Source organism: Streptomyces sp. NPDC041129 (assembly GCF_055592265.1).
Window position 1 is genome coordinate 1 of record NZ_JBVIYV010000009.1, and the last position, 23287, is coordinate 23287.

At 72.0% G+C, this 23287-nt stretch carries 13 protein-coding genes; 3 read left to right on the forward strand and 10 right to left on the reverse strand.

Annotated features, from left to right (window positions below):
* The coding region (locus ACZ6B1_RS25720; RefSeq protein ID WP_468782116.1) for a maltotransferase domain-containing protein at positions 1 to 713 on the reverse strand (713 nt) is incomplete at its 3' end.
* A 363-nt stretch (positions 714 to 1076) separates the two neighbouring features.
* On the opposite strand from ACZ6B1_RS25720, the gene ACZ6B1_RS25725 reads away from it, so the two are divergent.
* Positions 1077 to 3695 carry a glycosyltransferase family 1 protein gene (locus ACZ6B1_RS25725; RefSeq protein WP_468782118.1) on the forward strand — a complete coding sequence of 873 codons (2619 nt, stop codon included), beginning with the start codon at positions 1077 to 1079 and terminating at the stop codon, positions 3693 to 3695.
* 31 nt (positions 3696 to 3726) lie between these two features.
* Here ACZ6B1_RS25725 and ACZ6B1_RS25730 read toward each other — a convergent pair whose 3' ends face one another.
* The 9 genes from ACZ6B1_RS25730 to glgX all read right to left on the reverse strand — a co-directional run bounded on the left by ACZ6B1_RS25730 (position 3727) and on the right by glgX (position 20161).
* Complete coding sequence (locus ACZ6B1_RS25730; protein WP_468782120.1) at positions 3727 to 4248, reverse strand: DUF1990 domain-containing protein; 522 nt, start codon at positions 4246 to 4248, stop codon at positions 3727 to 3729.
* Between the two features lie 70 nt (positions 4249 to 4318).
* Complete coding sequence (locus ACZ6B1_RS25735; protein ID WP_468782122.1) at positions 4319 to 5974, reverse strand: M4 family metallopeptidase; 1656 nt, start codon at positions 5972 to 5974, stop codon at positions 4319 to 4321.
* Between the two features lie 344 nt (positions 5975 to 6318).
* Complete coding sequence (locus tag ACZ6B1_RS25740) at positions 6319 to 7980, reverse strand: M4 family metallopeptidase (RefSeq protein ID WP_468782124.1); 1662 nt, start codon at positions 7978 to 7980, stop codon at positions 6319 to 6321.
* Positions 7981 to 8226: 246 nt separating this feature from the next.
* Positions 8227 to 10266, reverse strand: a complete 2040-nt coding sequence (locus ACZ6B1_RS25745) for a M4 family metallopeptidase (protein ID WP_468782126.1) — start codon at positions 10264 to 10266, stop codon at positions 8227 to 8229.
* A gap of 327 nt (positions 10267 to 10593) precedes the next feature.
* Positions 10594 to 12357, reverse strand: coding sequence for an ABC transporter ATP-binding protein (locus ACZ6B1_RS25750; RefSeq protein ID WP_468782128.1), 1764 nt, complete (start codon positions 12355 to 12357; stop codon positions 10594 to 10596).
* Complete coding sequence (locus ACZ6B1_RS25755) at positions 12354 to 14087, reverse strand: ABC transporter transmembrane domain-containing protein (RefSeq protein WP_468782130.1); 1734 nt, start codon at positions 14085 to 14087, stop codon at positions 12354 to 12356. The genes ACZ6B1_RS25750 and ACZ6B1_RS25755 overlap by 4 nt, the downstream gene beginning before the upstream one ends.
* 27 nt (positions 14088 to 14114) lie before the next feature.
* Positions 14115 to 15980, reverse strand: coding sequence for an ABC transporter ATP-binding protein (locus tag ACZ6B1_RS25760; protein ID WP_468782131.1), 1866 nt, complete (start codon positions 15978 to 15980; stop codon positions 14115 to 14117).
* On the reverse strand, positions 15977 to 17782 hold the full coding sequence (locus tag ACZ6B1_RS25765) for an ABC transporter ATP-binding protein (protein ID WP_468782133.1): 1806 nt from the start codon (positions 17780 to 17782) through the stop codon (positions 15977 to 15979). Before ACZ6B1_RS25765 ends, ACZ6B1_RS25760 begins: the two co-directional genes overlap by 4 nt.
* Positions 17783 to 17914: 132 nt before the next feature.
* On the reverse strand, positions 17915 to 20161 hold the full coding sequence (gene glgX / locus ACZ6B1_RS25770) for a glycogen debranching protein GlgX (RefSeq protein ID WP_468782135.1): 2247 nt from the start codon (positions 20159 to 20161) through the stop codon (positions 17915 to 17917).
* Between the two features lie 242 nt (positions 20162 to 20403).
* Here glgX and ACZ6B1_RS25775 point away from each other — a divergent pair, with 242 nt between their 5' ends.
* Positions 20404 to 21627, forward strand: a complete 1224-nt coding sequence (locus ACZ6B1_RS25775; protein WP_468782137.1) for a L,D-transpeptidase — start codon at positions 20404 to 20406, stop codon at positions 21625 to 21627.
* Positions 21628 to 21784: 157 nt separating this feature from the next.
* Positions 21785 to 23029, forward strand: coding sequence for a L,D-transpeptidase (locus tag ACZ6B1_RS25780; protein ID WP_468782139.1), 1245 nt, complete (start codon positions 21785 to 21787; stop codon positions 23027 to 23029).
* Positions 23030 to 23287: the final 258 nt, after the last annotated feature.

The following is a 23287-nucleotide window of genomic DNA, read 5'->3' on the forward strand; positions in this document are numbered from 1 at the left end:
TCCCGCTCCACCAGCAGCGGCATCGCCTCCGACGCGGTCACCAACTCCCGCAGCGGATAACGGGACAGCACCCCCTCCACCTCAGGAGACAGCGCAGCCGCCAGCCGCCAGGCGGCCGGACGGCCCTCGTCCCGGAGGGACGCGGCGGCCTCCAGGACGGTCTCGCGCCGTTCCTCCGGCACCCCGGCGGCCGCCCGTTCGTACAGCTGTGCGCCCTCGGCCAGGACCAGGTCGGTGTCGATGCCCGCCGGGATCTTGATCCGGGCGTGGTGCCGCCAGGTGCCGACCGGGTCCGACCAGGCCTCCACCGTGTAGGTCCAGTGGCCGGGCTCGCCCGGTGTCACGGTGGCGCCCCAGCGGTCGGTGCCCGGGGCGAGTTCGCGCATCGGGGTCCAGGGGCCCGGCCGGCCCTCCGGGTCGCGCAGCACGACGTTCGCGGCGACGGCGTCGTGTCCCTCGCGGAACACGGTGGCCGACACCTCGAACGCCTCGCCGGTCACGGCCTTGGCGGGCCGGCGCCCGTGCTGGACCACGGGTCGCACGTCGAGGACGGGGATGCGTCCGACGGCCGTGGACCCGGCCTCCGCGGGGCGCTGCCGGGGCGGGCCGGGATCGCGGAGGTCCTCCGCGGGCTTCCCGGACTTCCTGCCCGAGGCCTTCTTGCCGGCTGTCCTGCTGGTCGGTGGTGCTGACGAGTGGTGCGTGGCGGGCATGACCGCTCCTGTCCGCGTCAACGTGGGTGTGGGCGGATGAACATGGGGAGGTGGGTCCTGCGTTCGTGCGGTGGTGCTGCTGTGGGGGCGTACCGGGGGAGCCTTCCCATCCGGATCGGGTGGGCAATCCGGCACTTTGTTAACTACTCGCGCGTACGTCTACGTTCAAGACCGGCCCTCTTTTCCGGGTGCCCGCCGACCGCGGCTCCACGCCCCCGGCACCACCCGCCCTGTGACCCCGGCGCGCCCGACACCCGTCCCGGTATGTCCCCACCGACCCCCCGGTAACCACTACCGTCGACAGGGACGACGAGACGTACAGCGCCGTGCGTCTCACACCACGCAACGCGTCCGAGGTGAGATGTGAAGGCGATCCGTCGGTTCACCGTCCGTCCCGTTCTCCCCGAACCCCTCCGGCCGCTGAGCGACCTGGCGCGCAATCTGCGCTGGTCCTGGCATGCGGAAACGCGCGACCTGTTCCAGTCCGTCGACCCCGAGCGGTGGGCGGCGGCCAAGGGCGACCCGGTGCGCCTCCTGGGCGGAGTACGCCCGGCCCGGCTGGCCGAGCTGGCCGGCGACCGGCGGTTCCTGCGCCGGCTGACCGCGGTCGTGGACGACCTCGGCGACTATCTGACCGGCGACCGCTGGTACCAGCACCAGGGTGACGGACTGCCCGCCGCGGTCGCCTACTTCTCACCGGAGTTCGGCATCACGGCGGCGCTGCCCCAGTACTCCGGCGGCCTCGGCATCCTCGCCGGCGACCACCTCAAGGCGGCCAGCGACCTCGGGGTGCCGCTGATCGGGGTGGGGCTGCTGTACCGGCACGGCTACTTCCGCCAGAGCCTGTCCCGGGACGGCTGGCAGCAGGAGCACTACCCGGTGCTCGACCCGCACGAGCTGCCCGTCACCCAGCTGAAGGAGGCCGACGGCACCCCGGCCCAGGTCTCGCTCGCGCTGCCCGGGGGCAGGGCGCTGCACGCGCGGATCTGGCTGGCGCAGGTCGGCAGGGTGCCGCTGCTGATGCTCGACTCGGACGTGGAGGAGAACGACCTCGGCGAACGCGGGGTGACCGACCGGTTGTACGGCGGCGGCAGCGAGCACCGGCTGCTCCAGGAGATGCTGCTGGGCATAGGAGGTGTCCGGGCCGTGCGCACCTACTGCCGGCTCACCGGCCACCCGGAGCCCGAGGTGTTCCACACCAACGAGGGGCACGCGGGTTTCCTCGGCCTCGAGCGGATCGCCGAACTGTGCGAGCGGGGGCTCGATTTCGACGCGGCTCTGGAGGCGGTGCGGGGCGGCACCGTGTTCACCACGCACACCCCGGTCCCGGCCGGGATCGACCGGTTCGACCGGGAGCTGGTCGCCCGGCACTTCGGCCCGGACTCCGAACTCCCGGGCATCGACGTGCAGCGGATCCTCGCCCTGGGCATGGAGACCTACCCGGGCGGCGAGCCGAACCTGTTCAACATGGCCGTCATGGGGCTCCGGCTGGCCCAGCGGGCCAACGGGGTGTCCCTGCTGCACGGGCAGGTCAGCCGGGAGATGTTCGCGGGCCTGTGGCCGGGGTTCGACGCCGAGGAGGTGCCGATCACCTCGGTGACCAACGGAGTGCACGCCCCGACCTGGGTAGCCCCCGAGGTGCTCCGGCTCGGCGCCCGGCAGATCGGCTCCCAGCGGGCCGAGGACGCGCTGACCGTCGGCGGCTCGGAGCGCTGGGACTCGGTGGCGGACATCGCGGACCAGGACATCTGGGAGCTGCGCCGAACCCTGCGCGAACAGCTCGTGTTCGAGGTACGGGAGCGGCTGCGCGCCTCCTGGCGGCAGCGCGGCGCCGGGAACGCGGAGCTGGGCTGGATCGACGGCGTCCTCGACCCCGACGTGCTCACCATCGGGTTCGCCCGGCGCGTCCCGTCGTACAAGCGCCTGACCCTCATGCTGCGCGACCGTGACCGGCTGATGGAGCTGCTGCTGCACCCGGAGCGGCCGATCCAGATCGTCGTCGCGGGCAAGGCGCACCCGGCGGACGACGGCGGCAAGCGGCTGGTGCAGGAGCTGGTGCGGTTCGCCGACGACCCGCGCGTGCGCCACCGTCTCGTCTTCCTGCCCGACTACGGCATGGCGATGGCGCAGAAGCTGTACCCGGGCTGCGACGTCTGGCTGAACAACCCCCTGCGCCCGCTGGAGGCCTGCGGCACCTCCGGGATGAAGGCTGCGCTCAACGGCTGCCTCAACCTGTCCGTGCTGGACGGCTGGTGGGACGAATGGTTCCAGCCCGACTTCGGCTGGGCCGTCCCGACCGCGGACGGCGCCGGCACCGACCCCGACCGTCGTGACGACATCGAGGCCGCCGCCCTCTACGACCTGCTGGAACAGCGGGTGACCCCGCGCTTCTACGAGCGCGGCCGGGGCGGGCTGCCCGACCGCTGGATCGAGATGGTCCGGCGCACCCTCGGCCGGCTCGGCCCGAAGGTGCTGGCGGGCCGCATGGTCCGGGAGTACGTCGACCGGCTGTACGCCCCCGCCGCCCAGTCGCACCGGGCGCTGACCCCGGACACGGCCCGTGAACTGGCCGCGTGGAAGGCCAGGGTGCGGGCCGCCTGGCCCGGGGTGAGCGTCGACCACGTGGAGACGACGGCCCCCACGGCCACCGCGGAACTGGGCGCGACCGTGGGGCTGCGGGTGCGGGTGGGGCTGGGCGAGCTGGAGCCGGACGACGTGGAGGTGCAGGCGGTCTCGGGCCGGGTGGACGCGGAGGACCGCATCACCGAGGCCACGGCGGTGCCGCTGAAGCCGACCGGCACTCCCGACCTGGAGGGCCGCCGCCTCTACGAGGGACCGCTCGCCCTGGACCGCACCGGCCCCTACGGCTACACCGTGCGCATCCTCCCGGCCCACCGGCTCCTCACCTCGGCGGCCGAACTGGGCCTGGTGACGGTGCCCTCGCAGGACGCGGCGGAGGGAGCGGGGGTGCTGCTGCGCTGAGGGCGCGCGGGCCGGGTGGCCGGCGCGTCGCTCAGGCCTCGTCGTACTCGGCGCACAGTCGCTTCAGGACGGTGCCGCAGCGGCGGGCGTAGGCGTGCTGGAAGGCCCGGGTGGCGGGGCCGCCGGCGCGGGCGTACCACTTCTGGGGGCGACTGAAGGCGGCGACCGTCAGCCAGACCGTGCCGTCACCCGTACGGTCGACCACGAAGGCCTCCTCGCCACACTCGGGGTGGCCTTCGAGGGTGCCGTAGGCCCAGCCCGCGCGCCGGGGTTCCTCGGTGGTCCAGACGACACGGCAGGGTGCCTTGATGAGGCCGGCCAGGGTGACCGTGACGTCCACACCGGGGGCGGCGCGGTCGGCGCCGGCGTCGATACCGACGCCCATGGCGCGGTGCATCTCCCAGGTGAGGACCGCCTCGGCGGCCCGGCCGAAGACCGCCGTTCCCTCGCCGAGGCGGGTGCGGACGAGCATCGGGCGGAAACCGGGCGGGCAGAAGGCCGGGTCGTCGCGCGTCGCGCCGACCGGCTCGTAGGTGAAGGGCGCCTGGGACATGGGTCAAAAGGGTAGGGCGGTACCCGGGACGACCTCCGACCGGGTACCGCCCAGCTTCACCGGACCGTCGTCACTTGACGTTGACGGCCGTCCAGGCGGCCGCGACCGTCTTGTACTCGGTGCTGGAGGCGCCGTACAGGGCCGACGCCGCGCTCAGGGTCGCCTTGCGGGCGTCCTTGTAGTCGGTGGTCGACGTCATGTACTCGGTGAGCGCCTTGTACCAGACCTTCAGCGCCTTGTCCCGGCCTATGCCGGTGACCTTGGAGCCGTCGGACGTCGGCGAGTCGTACTTCACGCCGTCGATCGTCTTCGCGCCGCTGCCCTCGGAGAGCAGGTAGAAGAAGTGGTTCGCGACGCCCGAGGACAGGTGCACGTCCTTGTCGCCGACGCCGGCCGACCAGTAGTCGGCGGAGCCGCCGTCCTTGCTGGGCTTGTCCATGTAGCGCAGCGGAGTGCCGTCGCCGTTGATGTCGATCTTCTCACCGATGAGGTAGTCGCCCTTGTCGGTGGCGTTCTTGGCGTAGAACTCCACGCCCGTGCCGAAGATGTCGCTGGTGGCCTCGTTCAGGCCGCCGGACTCGCCGCTGTACTCGAGACCGGCGGTGTTGGAGGTGACGCCGTGGCTCATCTCGTGGCCGGCCACGTCCAGCGCGGTCAGCGGGTGGGTGTCGCCCTCGCCGTCGCCGTAGGTCATGCAGAAGCAGCTGTCGTCCCAGAAGGCGTTGACGTAGTTGCTGCCGTAGTGGACGCGGGAGTACGCGGCCTTGCCGTCGTTCTTGATGCCGCTGCGCCCGAAGGTGTTCTTGTAGAAGTCCCAGGTGACCTGGGCGCCGTAGGCCGCGTCGGCGGCGGCCGTCTGGTCGGTGGGCGAGGAGGTGGCGGTGCCGGTTCCCCACACGTCGTCCGCGTCGGTGAACAGCGTGCCCTTGCCGCTGGTCTTGCGGGCCAGGTTGGTCGTCTGGTGACCGCCGCGCGAGGTGTCCTTGAGCTGGTACTTGGAACCGGACTTGGCCGTGCCGAGCGTCACGGTGCCCGAGTACCGGGTCTTGCCGGACCCCGTCTCGACGGCCTGGTGCTCGAACAGCTTCCTGCCGGTGTTGGCGTCGGTGACGACGTGCAGCTCGTTCGGCGTGCCGTCGTCCTGGAGGCCGCCGACGACCGTCTCGTAGGCGAGGACCGGCTTGCCGTCGGCCGCCCAGATCACCTTGCGCGGTGCCGTGTCGGCGGCCGTCTTCTGCGAACCGGCCGCCTTGGCAGCGGTCAGCGCCTGCGACTCGGCCTTGCCGGTGGCGATCTTCGGCGTGAGCGAGCCGACCGCGATGGTGGCCTTGGTGCTCTCGGTGACGCCCTCGGTCCTGCCGGACTTGGCGTGGACGATGAGGTCGCCACCGAGGACGGGCAGTCCGCCGTAGGTGCGCTCGTAGCGGGTGTGCACCGTGCCGTCGGCGTCCTTGACGACGTCCTTGACGACCAGCTTCTCCTTGGCGCCGAGGTCCATCTCCCGCGCGGTGCCGGCGGCGCCGGCCTGGGCCTGCTGGATCAGCGTGGTGCGGGCCCCGGCGGAGAGCTGGGCCGGGGCGGCCGGCAGGGAGCCGGCGGGGGTGGACCCGTGGGGGGTGTCGGCGTTGGCGTTGAGGGCCACACCGGTGGTGATCAGGGCGCCGGCCGCCACCGCGGTGGCGATGACCAGCTTGGTGCGCTTTTGGCGCGCGTGAACGGGGCTCACTGAAGCTCCTTGTTCGTGGGGGGCTTCCGGCCGGCGTGGGGGCCGACAGGAGTGTGGTGCTGTGAAGGTGCTGTGGTGCCGCGGCGGTGGGGACAGCCTGACGTGGAGAGCGCGTACATGTCATGCCCCCGAGTGATGTTGGCCGGAAAATGGCTGTCCGGTAACGGTCTCGGAAATACGTGCGGACACGGCCCGAAGGTGCGAACCTCCGAGCCGCGCCCGGTGCGCGGCGCCGAGACGTCCAGCTCGGGGAACGTCGGCTTCCGGCCATGGAGTCGGGGCAAAAGGAGAGGGCGGTACCGGGGCCACCGCCCCGGTACCGCCCTCGTCCGACTCTGCTGCGACTAGCTGACGTTGACCGCCGTCCAGGCCGCGGCCACCGCGTTGTACTCGGTGCTGCCCGAGCCGTACAGGGCCGACGCCGCGCTCAGGGTCGCCGTGCGGGCGGCCTTGTAGTTCGTGGTCGACGTCATGTACGTGGTGAGCGCCTTGTACCAGATCTGCAGCGCCTTGGCGCGGCCGATGCCGGTCACCGTGGAGCCGCTGTAGGTGGGCGAGTTGTAGGTCACGCCGTTGATCGTCTTCGAGCCGCTGCCCTCGGACAGCAGGTAGAAGAAGTGGTTCGCGACACGGGACGAGTAGTGCACGTCCTTGTTGCCCACGGTGGAGGACCAGTAGTCGGCGGAGCCGCCGTCCTTGCTGGGCTTGTCCATGTAGCGCAGCGGGGTGCCGTCGCCGTTGATGTTGATCTTCTCGCCGATGAGGTAGTCGCCGACGTCGGAGGCGTTGTTGGCGTAGAACTCCACGCCGGTGCCGAAGATGTCGGAGGTGGCCTCGTTCAGGCCGCCGGACTCGCCGCTGTAGTTGAGGCCCGCGGTGTTGGAGGTGACGCCGTGGCTCATCTCGTGGCCCGCCACGTCGAGCGAGGTCAGCGGGTGGGTGTTGCCGCTGCCGTCGCCGTAGGTCATGCAGAAGCAGCTGTCGTCCCAGAACGCGTTGACGTAGGCGCTGCTGTAGTGGACGCGGGAGTAGGCTCCGACGCCGTTGTTCTTGATGCCGTTGCGGCCGAAGGTGCTCTTGTAGAAGTCCCAGGTCTCCTGCGCGCCGTAGGCGGCGTCCGCGGCGGCCGTCTGGTCCGTCGAGGAGCTGGAGGCCGTGCCCGTGCCCCAGACGTTGTCGGCGTCGGTGAACAGGGTGCCGGTGCCGGAGGTCTTGCGGGCCAGGTTGTACGTCTTGTGGCCGCCCCGCGTCGTGTCGTACAGCTGGTACGTCGAGCCCGACAGGTTGGTGGTGAGGCTGACGGTGCCGGAGTACAGGGTCTTGCCGGTGCCGGTCGCGTTCTCGATGCCCTGGTACTCGTAGAGCTTCTTACCCGTGGCCGCGTCGGTGATGACGTGGAGCTGGTTCGGGGTGCCGTCGTCCTGGAGGCCGCCGACCACCGTCTCGTAGGCGAGGACGGGCTTGCCGGAGCCGGCCCAGATCACCTTGCGCGCCCCGTCCGCCGTGGTCTTGGCGGACCCCAGGGTTCTGGCGGCGCCCACGGCCTGCTTCTCCGCCTTGGCGGCGGTGATCTGCGGCTTGAGCGAGGCCACCTTCACGGCCGACTTGTTGGCCTTGGTGACGCCCTCGGCCTTGCCGGACTTGGCGGTGTGGACGATGAGGTCGCCGCCGAGGACGGGCAGTCCGCCGTAGGTGCGCTCGTAGCGGGTGTGCAGGGTGCCGTCGGCGTCCTTGACGACGTCCTTGACGACCAGCTTCTCCTTGGCGCCGAGGCCTATCTCCTGCGCGGTGCCGGCGGCGCCGGCCTGGGCCTGCTTGATCAGCGTGGTGCGCGCCGCGGCGGAGAGCTGGGTCGGGGCCGCCGCGAGGGGCTTCGCGGCGGCGGCCTCGGCCGGGGAGTGGGCGCTGGCACTGGTGGTCAGACCAGTGGAAAGCAGGGCTCCGGCCGCGACAGCGGTGGCGACGGCCAGAGTGGTGCGCTTGCGACGCGCGTAGAGGGGGCTCACAGAAGCTCCTTCTCGTGGGGGAGTCCGGTCAGAGTGGGGTCACTGTCCGGAGGTGGTGATGGGAAGTTGCTGTGCTGCTGCGGCGGTGAGGGAAGAGTGGCACCAGGGGTGCGTACATGTCATGACCCTGAAGTGATGTTGGCTCAAAACCGACTGTCCGATAATCGTTTCAGTTATGTAAACGGGCGCCGCCCGAGGGGGTGAACCCCCGGACGGCGCCCTGTTTCCCGGCTCGTCGTGAGCGGTTTACGGGAAGGTCAGCTTCCAGCTGTTGATCTTGCCCGTGTCATACGTGGCCTGATCCTGCACCTTCAACTTCCAGGTTCCGTTGGCCGATTCGGAGGAAGCGTTGACCGTGTACGTCTCCTGGACGTTGTCCGCCGAGTCCGAGGAGGAGAAGTTCTTCAGGCGGTACGAGGCGCCCGAGGGGCCGACCAGATCGATCAGCAGGTCGCCGCGCCAGGTGTGGGTGATGTCCACACTCACCTGGAGGCCGCTCGGCGCGTTTCCGGTCCTGCCGGAGACGGTGATGCTCGACGTGACGGCGGCCCCGCGGTCCGGGATCGACACCGGAGTGGTGTTCTCGTAGGAGGTGCCGCCGCCCCCGCCGCCGCCGGAGCGTGAACCGACCGCCACGCCCGCCCAGGCGTCCTGAACGGCCTTGTACTCGGCGCTGGTGGTGCCGTACAGCTCGCCGGCCGCCGCCAGCGTGCCGGTGCGCGCGCCCGCGTAGTTGGTGGTGGAGGTCCACTTGGTGGTCAGCGCCCGGTACCAGATCTGCAGTGCCTTGTCCCGGCCGATGCCGGTGACCGGAAGGCCGTCCGCCGTCGGCGAGTTGTAGCTGACGCCGTTGATGACCTTGGCGCCGCTGCCCTCGCTCAGCAGGTAGAAGAAGTGGTTGGCCGGGCCGGACGAGTAGTGGACGTCGACGCCGCCGATCCCCGAGTACCAGCTGTCCTTGGACGCGCCGTCCTTGCTGGGCTTGTCCATGTAGCGCAGCGGGGTGCCGTCGCCGTTGATGTCGATCTTCTCGCCGATGAGGTAGTCGCCGACGTCGGAGGAGTTGTTCGCGAAGAACTCCACGCCGGTGCCGAAGATGTCGGAGGTGGCCTCGTTCAGGCCGCCGGACTCACCGCTGTAGTTGAGGTTCGCGGTGTTGGAGGTGACGCCGTGGCTCATCTCGTGGCCGGCGACGTCGAGCGAGGTCAGCGGGTCGGCGTTGCCGGAGCCGTCGCCGTAGGTCATGCAGAAGCAGCTGTCGTCCCAGAAGGCGTTCACGTACGCGTTGCCGTAGTGGACACGGGAGTAGGCGCCGACGCCGTTGTTCTTGATGCCGCTGCGGTTGAAGGTGCTCTTGTAGAAGTCCCAGGTGACCGCGGCGCCGTAGTGGGCGTCCGCGCCCGCGGTGGCGGCGTTGGACGTGGTGCCGTTGCCCCAGGTGTCGTTGGTCTGGGAGAACAGCGTGCCGGTGCCCGAGCTGCCGTGGTTCAGGTTGTACGTCTTGTGGCCGCCGCGCGCCCCGTCGGTCAGCGTGTAGTTCGAGCCCGACTGGGTCGTGGTCAGCGTGACCTGGCCGCTGTACTGGGTGTTGCCGATGCCGTTCTTGATCCCCTGGTACTCGAACAGCTTCTTGCCCGTGGCCGCGTCGGTGACGACGTGGAGCTGGTTCGGGGTGCCGTCGTCCTGGAGGCCGCCGACGACCGTCTCGTAGGCGAGGACGGGCTTGCCGGAGCCGGCCCAGACGACCTTCCGCACGCTGTCCGCCGCCGACCTGGTGCCGCCGAGGGCCCTGGCCCGCTGGACGGCCTGCTTCTCCGCCGCGGCCTTCGACACGGCCGGGGTGAGGTCCGCGATCTTCAGTGTGGCCCGGGTGGCCTTGACGACCGACCTCGTGGCACCGGACCTGGCGGTGTCGACGACGAGGTCGCCGCCGAGCACCGGCAGACCGGCGTAGGTCCGCTCGTAGCGGGTGTGCAGGGTGCCGTCGGCGTCCTTGACGACGTCCTTGACGACCAGCTTCTCCTTGGCGCCCAGCCCGATCGCCCTGGCCGTCGCAGCCCGCTGGGCGTCGGCGTGCCGGATCAGCTCGGTGCGCTGCGACGGCGTGAGCTTCAGGGCCACATGGGCCGGATTGACCTTGCCGGCCTGCGGCTTGGCGGGCGCGGCGGTCGCGGCGCCGGACTGGACGGCCGCGGCGATCAGGGCGGCGACGCCGGCGAGGGCGACGGTGGCGGTGCGGTGGTGCCCGGTGTGGGGGGTGCGTCTGCGAGAGGTGCTGCTCAACACTGACTCCTTCTGCATGACCGCGGGTCGCGCGGCCAGGGGAGACCGGACGGTGGGTTGGGACGTCCGGGCAGAACAGGGCGTTACGCGGAACCACGTGCAGGTGCGCGGCAGGCTCATCCGGTGCGTGCGAAGCTGTGCGTTCGCTGTGAGCCGGCCGTTGTGAAGAGTGACAGGGAATCACCTGACCTGTCAGGACCACGTCACGAACTTGGCCGGAAATCGTACGTAGTCCGGATATTCGTGTTCGGTATACGAACCGTTGGCCGCGTGACGGGGCATGGGCCGCCCGCGCCGTACGCACCGGTGCGCGGGCCCGCGGCCGCCGGATCAGCCCGCCGCGCCGTCCCCGTGCCAGGTCCGCCACAGGGACGCGTACGCCCCGTCCGCCCGCACCAGGTCCTCGTGCGTGCCCAGTTCACTGAGCCGGCCGTCCTCCATCACGGCCACCCGGTCCGCGTCGTGCGCGGTGTGGAGACGGTGGGCGATGGCGATGACCGTGCGGGACTGGAGGACCGCGGCGAGGGCGCGTTCGGCGTGGCGGGCGGTGGCGGGATCGAGCAGGGCCGTGGCCTCGTCCAGAATCAGGGTGTGGGGGTCGGCCAGCACCACGCGCGCCAGGGCCAGTTGCTGGGCCTGGGAGCCGTCGGTGGAGTGGCCGTTCGGGCCGAGCACGGTGTCGAGAGCGGCGGGCAGGGCACGCACCCAGTCGTCGGCGCCCACCGCCGCCAGGGCCGCCCACAGCGCGTCGTCCGTGGCGTCCGGTTCGGCGATCAGCAGGTTGTCCCGGACCGTGCCGAGGAACACGTGGTGCTCCTGGGTGACCAGGACGACCTGGCGGCGCAGCAGTTCCGGTTCCAGGGACGCGATCGGCACCCCACCGACGGTCACCGAGCCCGCCCCGGGGGTGTCGATGCCCGCGAGGAGCCTGCTGAGGGTCGTCTTCCCCGCACCCGACGGGCCGACCACGGCCAGCCGCTCACCCGGCCGCACCGTCAGGTCCACCCCGCGCAGCACCTCCCCGCCGCGGTCGTAGGAGTACCGCACCCCGCGTACGTCGATCCGGTCGTCCTGCGGGACCGGGCAGGCGCCTTCCGGATCCGTCCGGGGGGCACGCGCCAGACCCTCCACGCGCGCGAACGAGGCGCCGCTGCTCTGCAGTTGCTCCACCCGCATCAGGATCTGGTCCAGCGGTTCCGTGAACTGCCGCAGATACAGGGCAGCCGCCACCACGGCGCCGACCCCCACCGCCCCGCGCTGGTGCAGCCAGCCGCCGAGCAGCAGCACACCCACCACGGGGACGGTGTACGTCACCTCGACCGCCGGGAAGAAGACGGTCCGCAGGTAAAGGGTGTGGAAGCGGGTCCGGCGGGATCGCTCGAGCGCGTCCCGGCTCGCGGTGACCCGCCGTCCGCGCAGCCGGAACGCCTCGATGGTGCGGGCCCCGGCCGCCGTCGACGCCACGATCTCGGCCACTTCGGAGTTGGCCGCGCCCTCGGCGAGGTAACCGTCCCGGGCCCGGCGCAGATACCAGCGCAGCGCCAGCCAGATGGGCGTCAGGCACGCCACGCCGAACAGGCCCAGCAGTGGATCGAGGGCGAACACCGCGCCCAGCACGAACAGCGCCTGCACGCTGCTGACGAGCAGGTCCGGGCCGACGTCCCGCAGGGTCGTGCCGACCGTCGCCACATCGGCCGTGCCGCGCGCGGTCAGATCCCCGGTGCCGGCCCGCTCCACCGTCGACGCGGGCAGCGCCAGCACCCGGTCGACGTACTCCTCGCGCACCCGGGCCAGCGTCCGCTCCCCGAACCGGTGCCCCACGTACCGCGCCCAGCGCGCCAGCAGCAACTGGGCGAGCGCGCACACCAGGATCAGCAGCGCCGGCCCGTCCACCGCGTCGACCCCGTGCCCGGCCCGGACCTCGTCGATGATCCGCCCGACCAGCCACGGCCCGGCCAGTCCCGCCGCGGCCGCCAGCGCGTTGAGCACCAGCGTGGCGGCGAACGCCCGGCCGTCGGCCCGCACCAGCCGTACGGTCGCCCGCCGTACCCCGGCCCGGTCCGCGACCGGCAGCAGCCCCTCGCCCGCCGTCACCGTACGGCCTCCTCGGTGTTCTCGGGGTTCTCGGTGTCCTCGACGTCGCGCGCCACCAGTGCCCGGTAGCCCGGCTCCTCGGCCAGCAGCCGCCGGTGCGGGCCGCTCGCCGCCACCTTGCCGTCGGCCAGGAACAGCACCGTGTCGGCGCGGTCCAGCACCAGCGGCGAGGTGCTCGCCACCACCGTCGTACGGCCCTCGCGCGCCGCCCGCAGCCGCTCGGCGACCGTGGCCTCCGTGTGCGCGTCCAGCGCCGAGGTCGGCTCCACAGCGAGCAGCACCTCGGGGTCGGCCAGCAGCGCGCGCACCAGCCGGATCCGCTGCCGCTGGCCGCCGGAGAGGCTGCGGCCCTGCCCGGCGACGGCCGAGTCCAGACCGTCCGGCAGCCCCCTCACGACGTCCTCGGCGGCGGCCGCGTACACCGCCCGGCGCAGCGCGGCCTCGCCGGCCGGCTCCGCGGCGGCCACCATCTCCCTGAGCGGCCCGGCGAACAGGTCCGCCTCGTTGTCGGCGACCAGGATGCGCGAGCGCACCTCGGCCAGCGGCACCGCGTCCAGCCGCACCCCGCCCCAGGTGGCGTCGGTCGTCCCGTACCGGCCGAGCCGGTCCACCACGGCCGCCGCCTCGGCGGGACGCGCGGCGGCCAGCGCGACCAGCCGGCCGGCCGGCACCCGCACCCCGGACGCCGGGTCGTGCAGCTCGGCAGGCCCGTCCGGCGCGGGCAGCGCGCCCTCGTCCGGTTCCGGCTCCAGCCGCAGCAGCGCCACCACCCGGCGGGCCGCCACCACGCCCCGGTTCAACTGGTAGGTCAGCTCGATGAAGAACGCCACCGGCACGATCAGCACCGCGACATAGCCGTACACCGACACCAGCTCACCGATGCTGATACCGCCCCCGGCCGCCTGCCGCGCCGCCAGCCAGGTCACCACCGCAAGGAACAGCGTGGGCACGCCCATGCCCAGCGCCTGCACCCAGCTGGCCACCGCCCCCACCCGGTACCCCTGGGCGCGCAGCCGCTGGGAGTCCCGGCGGAAGGCGTCCGCGAACAGCCCCTTGCCACCGAAACCGTTGAGGACCCGCAGCCCGCCCGCCAGATCTCCGATACGGGCCGCCAGCACGCCCTGCCGCTCCCGGTACTCGCCCTCCGCGCCCTGGAGGCGCAGCGTCAGCGGCCCGGTGAGCAGCGCGATCACCGGCACCCCGAGCAGCACCACCGCGGCGAGCGGCGCCGAGATGGACAGCAGCACCCCGGCCACCACCACGTAGACCACCAGCGAGCCCACCCCGGGCCCGACCACGGTCAGCGCCTGCGCGATGGTCTGCACGTCACCGACCCCGATGGTGACGACCTCCCCGGCCCCGGCCCGGCGCGGCAGCGCCGCCCCCAGCCGGGCCGCGTGCTCCACGACCAGCTTCACCGTGCGGAAGTTGGCGTCCATCCGCACCCGGGTCATGGTGCGGTGCCGCATGATGCTCACCCAGGAGTTCAGCCCGCCGACCACGAACATCACGCCGGCCCACCCGGCCAGCACCCCGGACCGGCCCGGCACCAGACCGTCGTCCACCGCCCGCGCCATCAGATACGGCTGCGCGGCCAGCAGCACCATCCACGTGCTGCCGAGCAGCGCGCCCACCAGCGACCGCACCTGCTGGCGCAGCACCAGCCAGCCCAGGTAGTGCCAGCCGCCACGGATGTCGGGTGTGCCCGGATCCTCGTACGCGTCGATCAACCTGCCGCCCCCGCCCTGTCCGTCCCGCTACGCCAGACTGTCCCGCCAGGCCTTGTGCAGATCCGCGAACCTGCCGGTACCCGCGATGAGTTCGCCCGGGCTGCCGTCCTCGACGATCCGCCCGTGCTCCATCACCAGCACCCGGTCGGCGATCTCCACGGTCGACAGCCGGTGCGCGATCACCACGGCGGTGCGGCCGCGCAGCACCGTGGCCATGGCCCGCTGCACGGCCCGCTCGCCCGGGACGTCCAGGGAGCTGGTCGCCTCGTCCAGGATCAGCACCGCCGGATCGGCCAGCAACGCGCGGGCGAACGCGACGAGCTGGCGCTGACCGGCCGAGATGCGGCCACCGCGCTTGCGGACGTCCGTGTCGTAGCCGTCGGGCAGGGCGCTGATGAACTCGTGCGCGCCGATCGCCTTCGCGGCCCGCTCGATGTCCTCCCGCGTGGCATCGGGCCGGCCGATCGCGATGTTGTCCGCCACCGTACCGGAGAACAGGAACGCCTCCTGCGTCACCATGACCACCCCGCGCCGCAGCTCGGGCGTCCCCAGTTCGCGCAGGTCCACCCCGTCGAGCAGCACCCGCCCGTCGGACGGGTCGTAGAACCGGGCGAGCAGCTTGGCCAGCGTCGACTTGCCCGCGCCCGTGGAGCCGACGACGGCCACGGTCTGCCCGGCCGGGAGGGTCAGATCGAAACGGGGCAGCACCTCGCCGCCGGTGCGGTAGGCGAAGCGGACCCCGTCGAAGACCACCTCGCGGCCCGGGAACTCGCTCTCGAGCGAGGGCAGCTCGCGCGGCGCCGACGGCTCCGGCACGGACGGCGTCTGCGCCAGCAGCCCGGCGATCTTCTCCAGGGACGCGGCCGCGGACTGGTAGGAGTTCAGGAACATGCCGAGCCGGTCGATCGGGTCGTACAGCCGCCGCAGGTACAGCACGGCCGCAGCCAGCACACCCAGCTCCAGCGAGCCGGAAGCCACCCGGTAGGCGCCCCACAGCACGATCCCGGCGACCGCCGTGTTGGCCACCAGGCGGGACCCGACCACGTACCGGGCCATCTCCAGCAGGGCGTCGCCGTTGGTGCGCTCGTGCCGCTGGTTCAGCACGGCGAACTCGGCGTCGTTGGCCGCCTCCCGGCGGAAGGCGCGCACCGGGCGGATGCCGTTCATCGTCTCCACGAACTTCACGATCACCGCCGCGATCGCCGTGGACCGCACCCGGTACACCCGCCCCGCCCGCCGCTGGTACATCCGCACCAGCAGGTACAGCGGCACGAAGGAGGCCACCGCGACCGCGCCGAGGCCGAGATCCAGCCACAGCAGCATCGCCGAGATGTAGACGAAGGACAGCACGACCGTCACCAGCTCCTGCAACCCCTCGTCGAGGAGCTCGCGCAGCGATTCGACGTCCGTCGTGGAGCGGGAGATCAAGCGACCGCTCGTGTATCGCTCGTGGAAGTCGACGCTGAGGGCCTGCGCGTGCCGGAAGATCCGGCCCCGCAGATCCAGCAGCACGTCCTGGTTGACCCGCGCGGAGGCCTCGATGAACGCGAACTGCAGCCCGCCGGAGAGCAGCGCGCACAGCAGATAGCCGACGCCCACCGCGATCAGCGGCCCGTGGTCGTGGTCCCGGAACGCCGGAACGGCCTTGTCGATGGCGTACGCCACCAGCAGCGGGCCCGCCTGCACGGCCGCCTGCTGGAGCAGCAGCAGGAGCGTGGTGACGGCGACCCGGGACTTCATCGGCGCGAGCAGCGAGCGCAGCAGCGCGGCCGTGGCACCGGGCGGGGTGGGCAGGACGTCGTGGTCGAAGGAGTCGCCGTCGCCGGCGCCCCGCGCCTCCGGCGGCCGGTCCGCGTCCTCCGCGGCCGGGGCGGCGGTCGTCGTACTGGTCATCGGTGGTCCTCCCGGTCCCCGGCCGCCGCGCCCGACATCAGATGCGCGTACTCGGCGTTCGTGCGCAGCAGTTCCTGGTGGGTGCCGACGGCGGCGATCCGGCCGCCCGACAGCAGGGCGACCCGGTCGGCGAGCAGCACCGTGGACGGCCGGTGGGCCACGATCAGCGCGGTGGTGTCGGCCAGCACCTGCCGCAGCGCGGCCTCCACGGCGGCCTCCGTGTGCACGTCCAGCGCGGACAGCGGGTCGTCCAGCACCAGGAACTCCGGCCGGCCGACCACCGCGCGGGCCAGTGCGAGGCGCTGGCGCTGCCCGCCGGACAGGCTCAGCCCCTGCTCGCCGACCTGGGTGCCGGTGCCCTGCGGCAGCGCGTGCGCGAAGTCGGCCTGGGCGACCGCGAGCGCCCGGTCCAGGTCCGCCCCGCCGGCGCCGTCCGCCGCGCCCATCAGCACGTTCTCGCCCACGGACGCCGAGAACAGCGTGGGTTCCTCGAAGGCCACGGCGACCCGGGCGCGCAGCTCCTCACGGGGCATGGCGGCGATGTCCACGCCGTTCAGGCAGATGCGCCCCGAGGTGACCTCGTGCAGCCGGGGGACGAGCGCGGTCAGGGTCGTCTTGCCGCTGCCGGTGGCCCCGACCAGGGCCATGGACTCACCGGGGCGGATGTGCAGGTCGATACGGTCGAGCAGGGGAGGGGAGTCCGGGGGCGCGTCGGGGTAGCGGAACCGGACGTCGTGGAAGCGCAGCCCGGGTTCCGATCCCGCGCCGGCGCCGCCCTCGACCGCCCCGGCGTCCTCCGGTTCCTCGTCCATCACCTCGAAGTAGCGCTCGGTGGCTGTCGCCGCCTCCTGGCTCATGGCCAGCAGGAAGCCGATCGAGTCCACCGGCCAGCGCAGGGCGAGCGCCGTGCTCAGGAAGGCGACCAGCGTGCCCGCGGACAGGTCGCCGTCGGCCACCTGCAGTGCGCCGACCACCAGCGCGGCGCCGATCGCCATCTCCGGGAGCGTCACGATGACGCCCCAGATGGTGGCCAGCAGCCGCGCCTTGCGCAGTTCCGTGCCGCGCAGCCTGCCCGAGAGCTCGTGGAACGCCCGTGCCTGGCTGCGGTGCCGGCCGAAGCCCTTGATGATGCGGATGCCGAGCACGCTCTCCTCGACGACCGTGGTCAGGTCGCCGACCTGGTCCTGGGCGCGCCGCGCCACCTCGGCGTAGCGCCGCTCGAAGACCACGCAGGTCCACAGCACCGGGACGGCGGGCCCGAGGATGACCAGGCCGAGCACCCAGTCCTGCATCAGCATGATCACCACACCGACGAGGATCGTCACCCCGTTGACCAGCAGGAAGGTCAGCGGGAACGCCAGGAACATGCGCAGCAGCATCAGATCGGTCGTGGCCCGGGAGAGGAGCTGGCCGGACGCCCACCGGTCGTGGAAGGACACGGGCAGCCGTTGCAGCCGGCGGTACAGGGCGGCCCGCAGCTCCGCCTCGACGTGCGACAGCGGCCGGGCCACCAGCCAGCGTCTTATGCCGAACAGGACCGCCTCGGCGATGCCGAGCAGCAGCAGGCACAGCGCGCCGAGCCAGACGCCCGCCGGGGCCCGGTCGGCGACCGGCCCGTCGACCATCCACTTCAGCACCAGCGGGATCACCAGGCCCACGCAGGAGGCGACTATCGCGACGAACGCGGCCGTGAACAGCCGCGCCCGCACGGGCCGCACGTACGGCCACAGGCGCAGCAGGCTGCGGACGGCCGAGCGCGCGGGGCGGACTTCTTCTGCGGTGGTTGCACGTGTCGTGGGCATCAGGGGTGAGCCTACGGATCGCCACTGACATAGCCCACCGAGTTTTGGCCGGACCCGGTTCCGCCGCTGGACCTACGACCTGCGGCTTCGAGCGGCCGGAGGGGCACCGGGGCCGGCTGGGACCGCCGGTGCTCAGCCCGCCCTGAGCAACAGCACCGACCGCGCGGGCACCGTGACCGCGGTGCCCGCCGGGTGGAACGTGCCCGGCGCGTCGGACTGCTCCTCGCGCGAGGTGTCGACCACCACCTCGTAGCGCTCCGCCCACGGCGGCCCCGGCAGCACGAAGGCCGTCGGGCGGTCCCCGGCGTGCAGCACCGCGAGGAAGCTGTCGTCCAGGACCGGCGCGCCCCGCTCGTCCCGGCCCGGAATGCCCCGACCGGACAGATACATGCCAAGCGTGGCGGCGGGGGCGTACCAGTCGCCCTCGGTCATCTCCTCGCCCCGCGGGGTGAACCAGGCCAGATCGCGCAGCCCGGCCGCCGAGTGGGCGCGCCCGGAGAAGAAGGCCCGGCGGCGCAGCACCGGATGGCGGTGGCGCAGGGCGATCAGCCGGGAGGTCAGTTCGTACAGGGAGCGCCAGGCCGGGTCGTCCAGCAGGGACCAGTCCAGCCAGCTGATCTCGTTGTCCTGGCAGTAGGCGTTGTTGTTGCCGCGCTGTGTGCGGCCCAGTTCGTCACCGGCGACCAGCATCGGCACACCGGTGGACAGCAGCAGGGTCGTCATCAGGTTCCGCAACTGCCGGCGCCGCAGCGCCCGTACCCGCTCGTCGTCCGTCTCCCCTTCCGTCCCGCAGTTCCAGGAGCGGTTGTCGTCGGTGCCGTCCCGGTTGCTCTCACCGTTGGCCGCGTTGTGCTTGCCGCCGTAGGAGACCAGGTCGCGCAGGGTGAAACCGTCGTGCGCGGTGACGAAGTTGACGGACGCGTAGGGACGCCGGCCGCCCCAGGCGTACAGGTCGCTGGAGCCGGACAGGCGGTAGCCCATCTCCCGCACGTCGGGCAGCGCATGGCGCCAGAAGTCCCGCACGGTGTCCCGGTAGCGGTCGTTCCACTCGGTCCACAGCGGCGGGAACGCGCCCACCTGGTAGCCGCCCGAGCCGATGTCCCACGGCTCGGCGATCAGCTTCACCCGGCGCAGCACCGGGTCCTGGGCGATCACCGCCAGAAAGGGGGACAGCATGTCGACGTCGTGCATCGAGCGGGCCAGCGCCGCCGCGAGGTCGAAGCGGAAGCCGTCCACGCCCATCTCGGTCACCCAGTAGCGCAGCGAGTCCGTGATCAGGCGCAGCACCTGGGGCTGGACCACGTGCAGGGTGTTGCCGCAGCCGGTGTAGTCGGCGTACCGGCGGGCGTCGTGCTGGAGCCGGTAGTAGCCCCGGTTGTCGATGCCCTTCAGGGAGAGCGTGGGCCCCAGTTCGCCAGCCTCGGCGGTGTGGTTGTAGACCACGTCGAGGATGACCTCGATGCCGGCCGCGTGCAGCGCGCGGACCATCCGCTTGAACTCGCCGACCTGGCCGCCCGTCGTCCCCGACGCCGCGTAGGCCGCGTGCGGGGCGAAGTAGCCGATGGAGTTGTAGCCCCAGTAGTTCTTCAGGCCCCGGCGCAGCAGATGGTCCTCGTGCGCGAACTGGTGCACGGGGAGCAGTTCCACGGCCGTGACGCCCAGCCCGGTGAGGTGCTCGATCGCCGCCGGGTGGGCGAGCCCGGCGTAGGTGCCGCGCAGTTCCCCGGGGATGCCGGGGTGCAGCCTGGTGAAGCCGCGCACATGCAGTTCGTAGATGACCGAGTCCGCCCACGGCGTCTTGGGGCGGCGGTCGTCGGACCAGTCGTCGTCGTCATGGACGACGACGCCCTTGGGGACGTACGGCGCTGAGTCCCGGTCGTCCCGGACGGTGTCGGCGACATGCTGCTCCGGCCAGTCCCGGACGTGTCCGTAGACCTCCGGCGGCAGGCGGAACTCCCCGTCCACCGCGCGCGCGTATGGGTCGAGCAGGAGCTTGGCCGGGTTCCAGCGCGCACCGGTCCACGGGTCCCAGCGGCCGTGCACGCGGTAGCCGTAGCGCTGCCCGGGCATCACACCGGGTACGAAGCCGTGCCAGATCTCGTGCGTCAGTTCGGTCAGCGGAACCTGGGTCTCCCGGCCCCGTTCGTCGAACAGGCACAGCCGGACCGCCTCCGCCCCGGCCGCCCACAACGCGAAGTTGGTGCCCGCGACCCGGTCCGGACCGACCCGGAACCGGGCCCCCAGCGGGGTCGGCGCACCCGGCCACACGGCCGGCGCGGGCGGCACGCCGCGACGGGCGCCGCTCACCGCCGCCGTCGCCGGCCCGCTCCCGGCGGCCGGCTCCTCGGCCCGTGCCCGCTGCTCGGCTGCGCTCGTCACCAGTCGGCCCCTCTTTCAGTGGCTCGCCCGCGGGGCGCAGCGCGCCGCGCCGAACGGACGGGCGCGCGCAGGCGCACGCCCGTCCGCCCGGTACGGCTGCGCCCCGGCGGCTCCGACGCGGGCGGGGGGAGCCCTCCCCGGTGGGGGGAAGGCTCCCCTTCGTGTCGTCCTCCCCACTGTTCTGCCCAGCACGGGCGTCGCACTCACGTTTCCCCGGGGCGTGCACGCTCGTTGAGTCCCATGTGAGGCATGCACAAGGACGCGCACGGCGCGCGGGGGCCGCGCTGGCCGCCGTACTGACATGGGTGGGACTGCTGGCCGGCTGCACCGCGGGCGGCTCCGGCGGTCTGGACATCGACCGGATGCTCGGCGGACCGCCGGCCCCGAAGGACGCCATCCGGGTCACCCCGGATGACGGCAGCACGGCCGTCCGACCCGGAGAGCGGCTACGGGTCCGGGTGTCCGAAGGGCGCCTGGAGAAGGTGAGCGTCGTGATGTCCCAGGACGCACAGGACGCCCCGGTTCCCGGGCACATCACCGCGGGTGGGCTGGGCTGGGAACCGGACGCCGGACGGCTGGCACTGGCCGCCAAGTACACCGTGGACGTGGTCGCCCTCGACTCCGGGGGCCGCCGCTCGGCCCGGCACACCACGTTCACGACGTATGTGCCCGCGGAGCGGTTCATCGGCTACGTCACCCCCGAGAACCGGGCCACCGTCGGCATCGGGATGATCGTCTCCCTCTCCTTCAACCGGGAGATCACCGACCGCGCGGCCGTCGAGCGCGCCGTGCGCGTGACCGCGAACCCACCGGTGGAGATCCGCCCGCACTGGTTCGGCAAGGACCGGCTCGACTTCCGTCCCGAGCGCTACTGGAAGCCCGGCACCGAGGTCACCGTCGACCTCGGCCTCAGGGACGTGGAGGGCGCGCCCGGTGTCTACGGCCTGCAGGACAAGACGTTCACCTTCACCGTCGGCCGCGGCCAGGTCTCCCTGGTGGACGCGGCCCGGCACATGATGGAGGTGCGGCGCGACGGGCAGTTGCTGGCCACCGTGCCGATCACCGCGGGCGCCCCGAAGACCACCACCTACAACGGGAAGATGGTGGTGATGGAGATGCTCGAGGTCACCCGCATGAACAGCCGGACGGTCGGCTTCGGCGGCGAGTACGACATCCCCGACGTCCCGCACGCCATGCGGCTCACCGACTCCGGCACCTTCCTGCACGGCAACTACTGGTCCCCGGACGCCCCGGGGAACGTGAACGTCAGTCACGGCTGCGTCGGGCTCAGGGACGTCAAGGGCGGCGGCTCGGACACGCCCGCGGGCTGGTTCTTCGACCGCAGTCTCGTCGGTGACGTCGTCGAGGTCGTCAACAGCAAGGACAAAACGGTCTCTCCCGACAACGGGCTCGGAGGGTGGAACATGGCATGGAAGGAGTGGAAAGCGGGCAGTGCCGTCAAGTGAGCCGAACGGGCGGGAGGTTCGGGTCGCGGCAGTCGGTTGAAGTTGCGACGGAACGGTGACCTTCGGCCGACTCCCCGCTCGAAATCCTGCGGTTACCATGCGCACACCAAGTGTGGTGGGGAGCGGGCCTGACCTGGCCCGGCGAGGGGAGTGCAAGGTGAACGTGCGGCCGATATCGGGGGCATCGGTGGGGGGCCGGAGGTTCGGCCGTAAGGGGTTGGTGCTGATATCCGGCGCTCTGCTCGTGGCCGTCACCGCGTGCGGCGGGGGCGGTGACTCGGAGTCCGGGGCAGGATCCGGGAACGGAAAGGGCACGGACGCCGGGACGCGGCAGAGCGAGCAGTCCACGGCCGCCGTCAGCATCTCGCCCAAGTCCGGTGCCACCGGCGTCGACACCAGCGGCGCCCTGAAGGTGAGCGTCGCCAAGGGCAAGCTGACCGAGGTCACCGTCAAGGACGCCAAGGGCGCGAAGGTCGAGGGCGCCGTCACCGGTGACGGCGCCGCCTGGAAGCCGTCGACCCACCTGGCCGCCGGCACCAAGTACAGCGTGCACGCGGTCGCGAAGGACTCCGCGGGCCGTGAGGCCGCGGAGGACTCCAGCTTCACCACCCTCACCCCGCGGAACACCTTCGTCGGTTACTTCACCCCCGAGAACGGTTCGACCGTCGGGGTGGGCATGCCGTTCTCCGTCCGCTTCACCCGGGGCATCACCAGCCCGGCGGACGTCGAGAAGGCCATCAGCATCAAGACCGAGCCGGCCGTCGACGTCGAGGGGCACTGGTTCGGCAACGACCGCCTGGACTTCCGCCCGGAGAAGTACTGGAAGGAAGGCACCAAGGTCACCGTCGACCTCAACCTCGACGGTGTCGAGGGCCGCGACGGCGTCTACGGCGAGCAGCGCAAGACCGTGAAGTTCACCATCGGCCGCGACCAGGTCTCCGTCGTGGACGCCAAGAAGCACACGATGAAGGTCACCCAGGACGGCAAGGTCGTCAAGACCATCCCGGTCACCACCGGCAAGCCCGGCTACGACACCTGGAACGGCCAGATGGTCATGAGCGAGAAGCTCGCCGTGACCCGCATGAACGGCGAGACCGTGGGCTACGGCGGCGAGTACGACATCAAGGACGTCCCGCACGCCATCCGCCTCACCAACTCCGGCACCTTCATCCACGGCAACTACTGGGGTGGCGGCGCCTTCGGCAACTACAACGCCAGTCACGGGTGCGTCGGCCTGCGCGATGTGCGCGGCGGCTACGACAAGGGTGTGCCGGCGGCCTGGTTCTTCAACCACTCGATGATCGGCGACGTGGTCGTCGTGAAGCACTCCCACGACCGGACGGTGGCCCCGGACAACGGGCTCAACGGCTGGAACATGTCGTGGGAGGACTGGAAGAAGTGAGCCCCGGCTCTCCGTCACGGTGAGAGCCCGGGCCGCCGGCCCGCTCCCGGGCGCGGGTGCGCTGTGGCTGGTCGCGCAGTTCCCCGCGCCCCTTCGGGACGCCGGTGACGGACGGCACCGTGGCAACGGCCGTTGGTCCCCGTGCTGTGCCTGCCCGGGGGCGGACCCCCGGACCCCCGGCCGGTTGTGACGGACGGCACCGCGGCGACGGCCGTTGGTCCCCGTGCTGTGCCTGCCCGGGGGCCGACCCCCGGACCC

Excerpts from the sequence above, each read along its gene's own strand:
- ACZ6B1_RS25765 (WP_468782133.1), bottom strand. The coding sequence starts at position 17,782 with ATGCCCACGACACGTGCAACCACCGCAGAAGAAGTCCGCCCCGCGCGC.
- ACZ6B1_RS25730 (WP_468782120.1), bottom strand. The coding sequence starts at position 4,248 with ATGTCCCAGGCGCCCTTCACCTACGAGCCGGTCGGCGCGACGCGCGAC.
- ACZ6B1_RS25760 (WP_468782131.1), bottom strand. The coding sequence starts at position 15,980 with ATGACCAGTACGACGACCGCCGCCCCGGCCGCGGAGGACGCGGACCGG.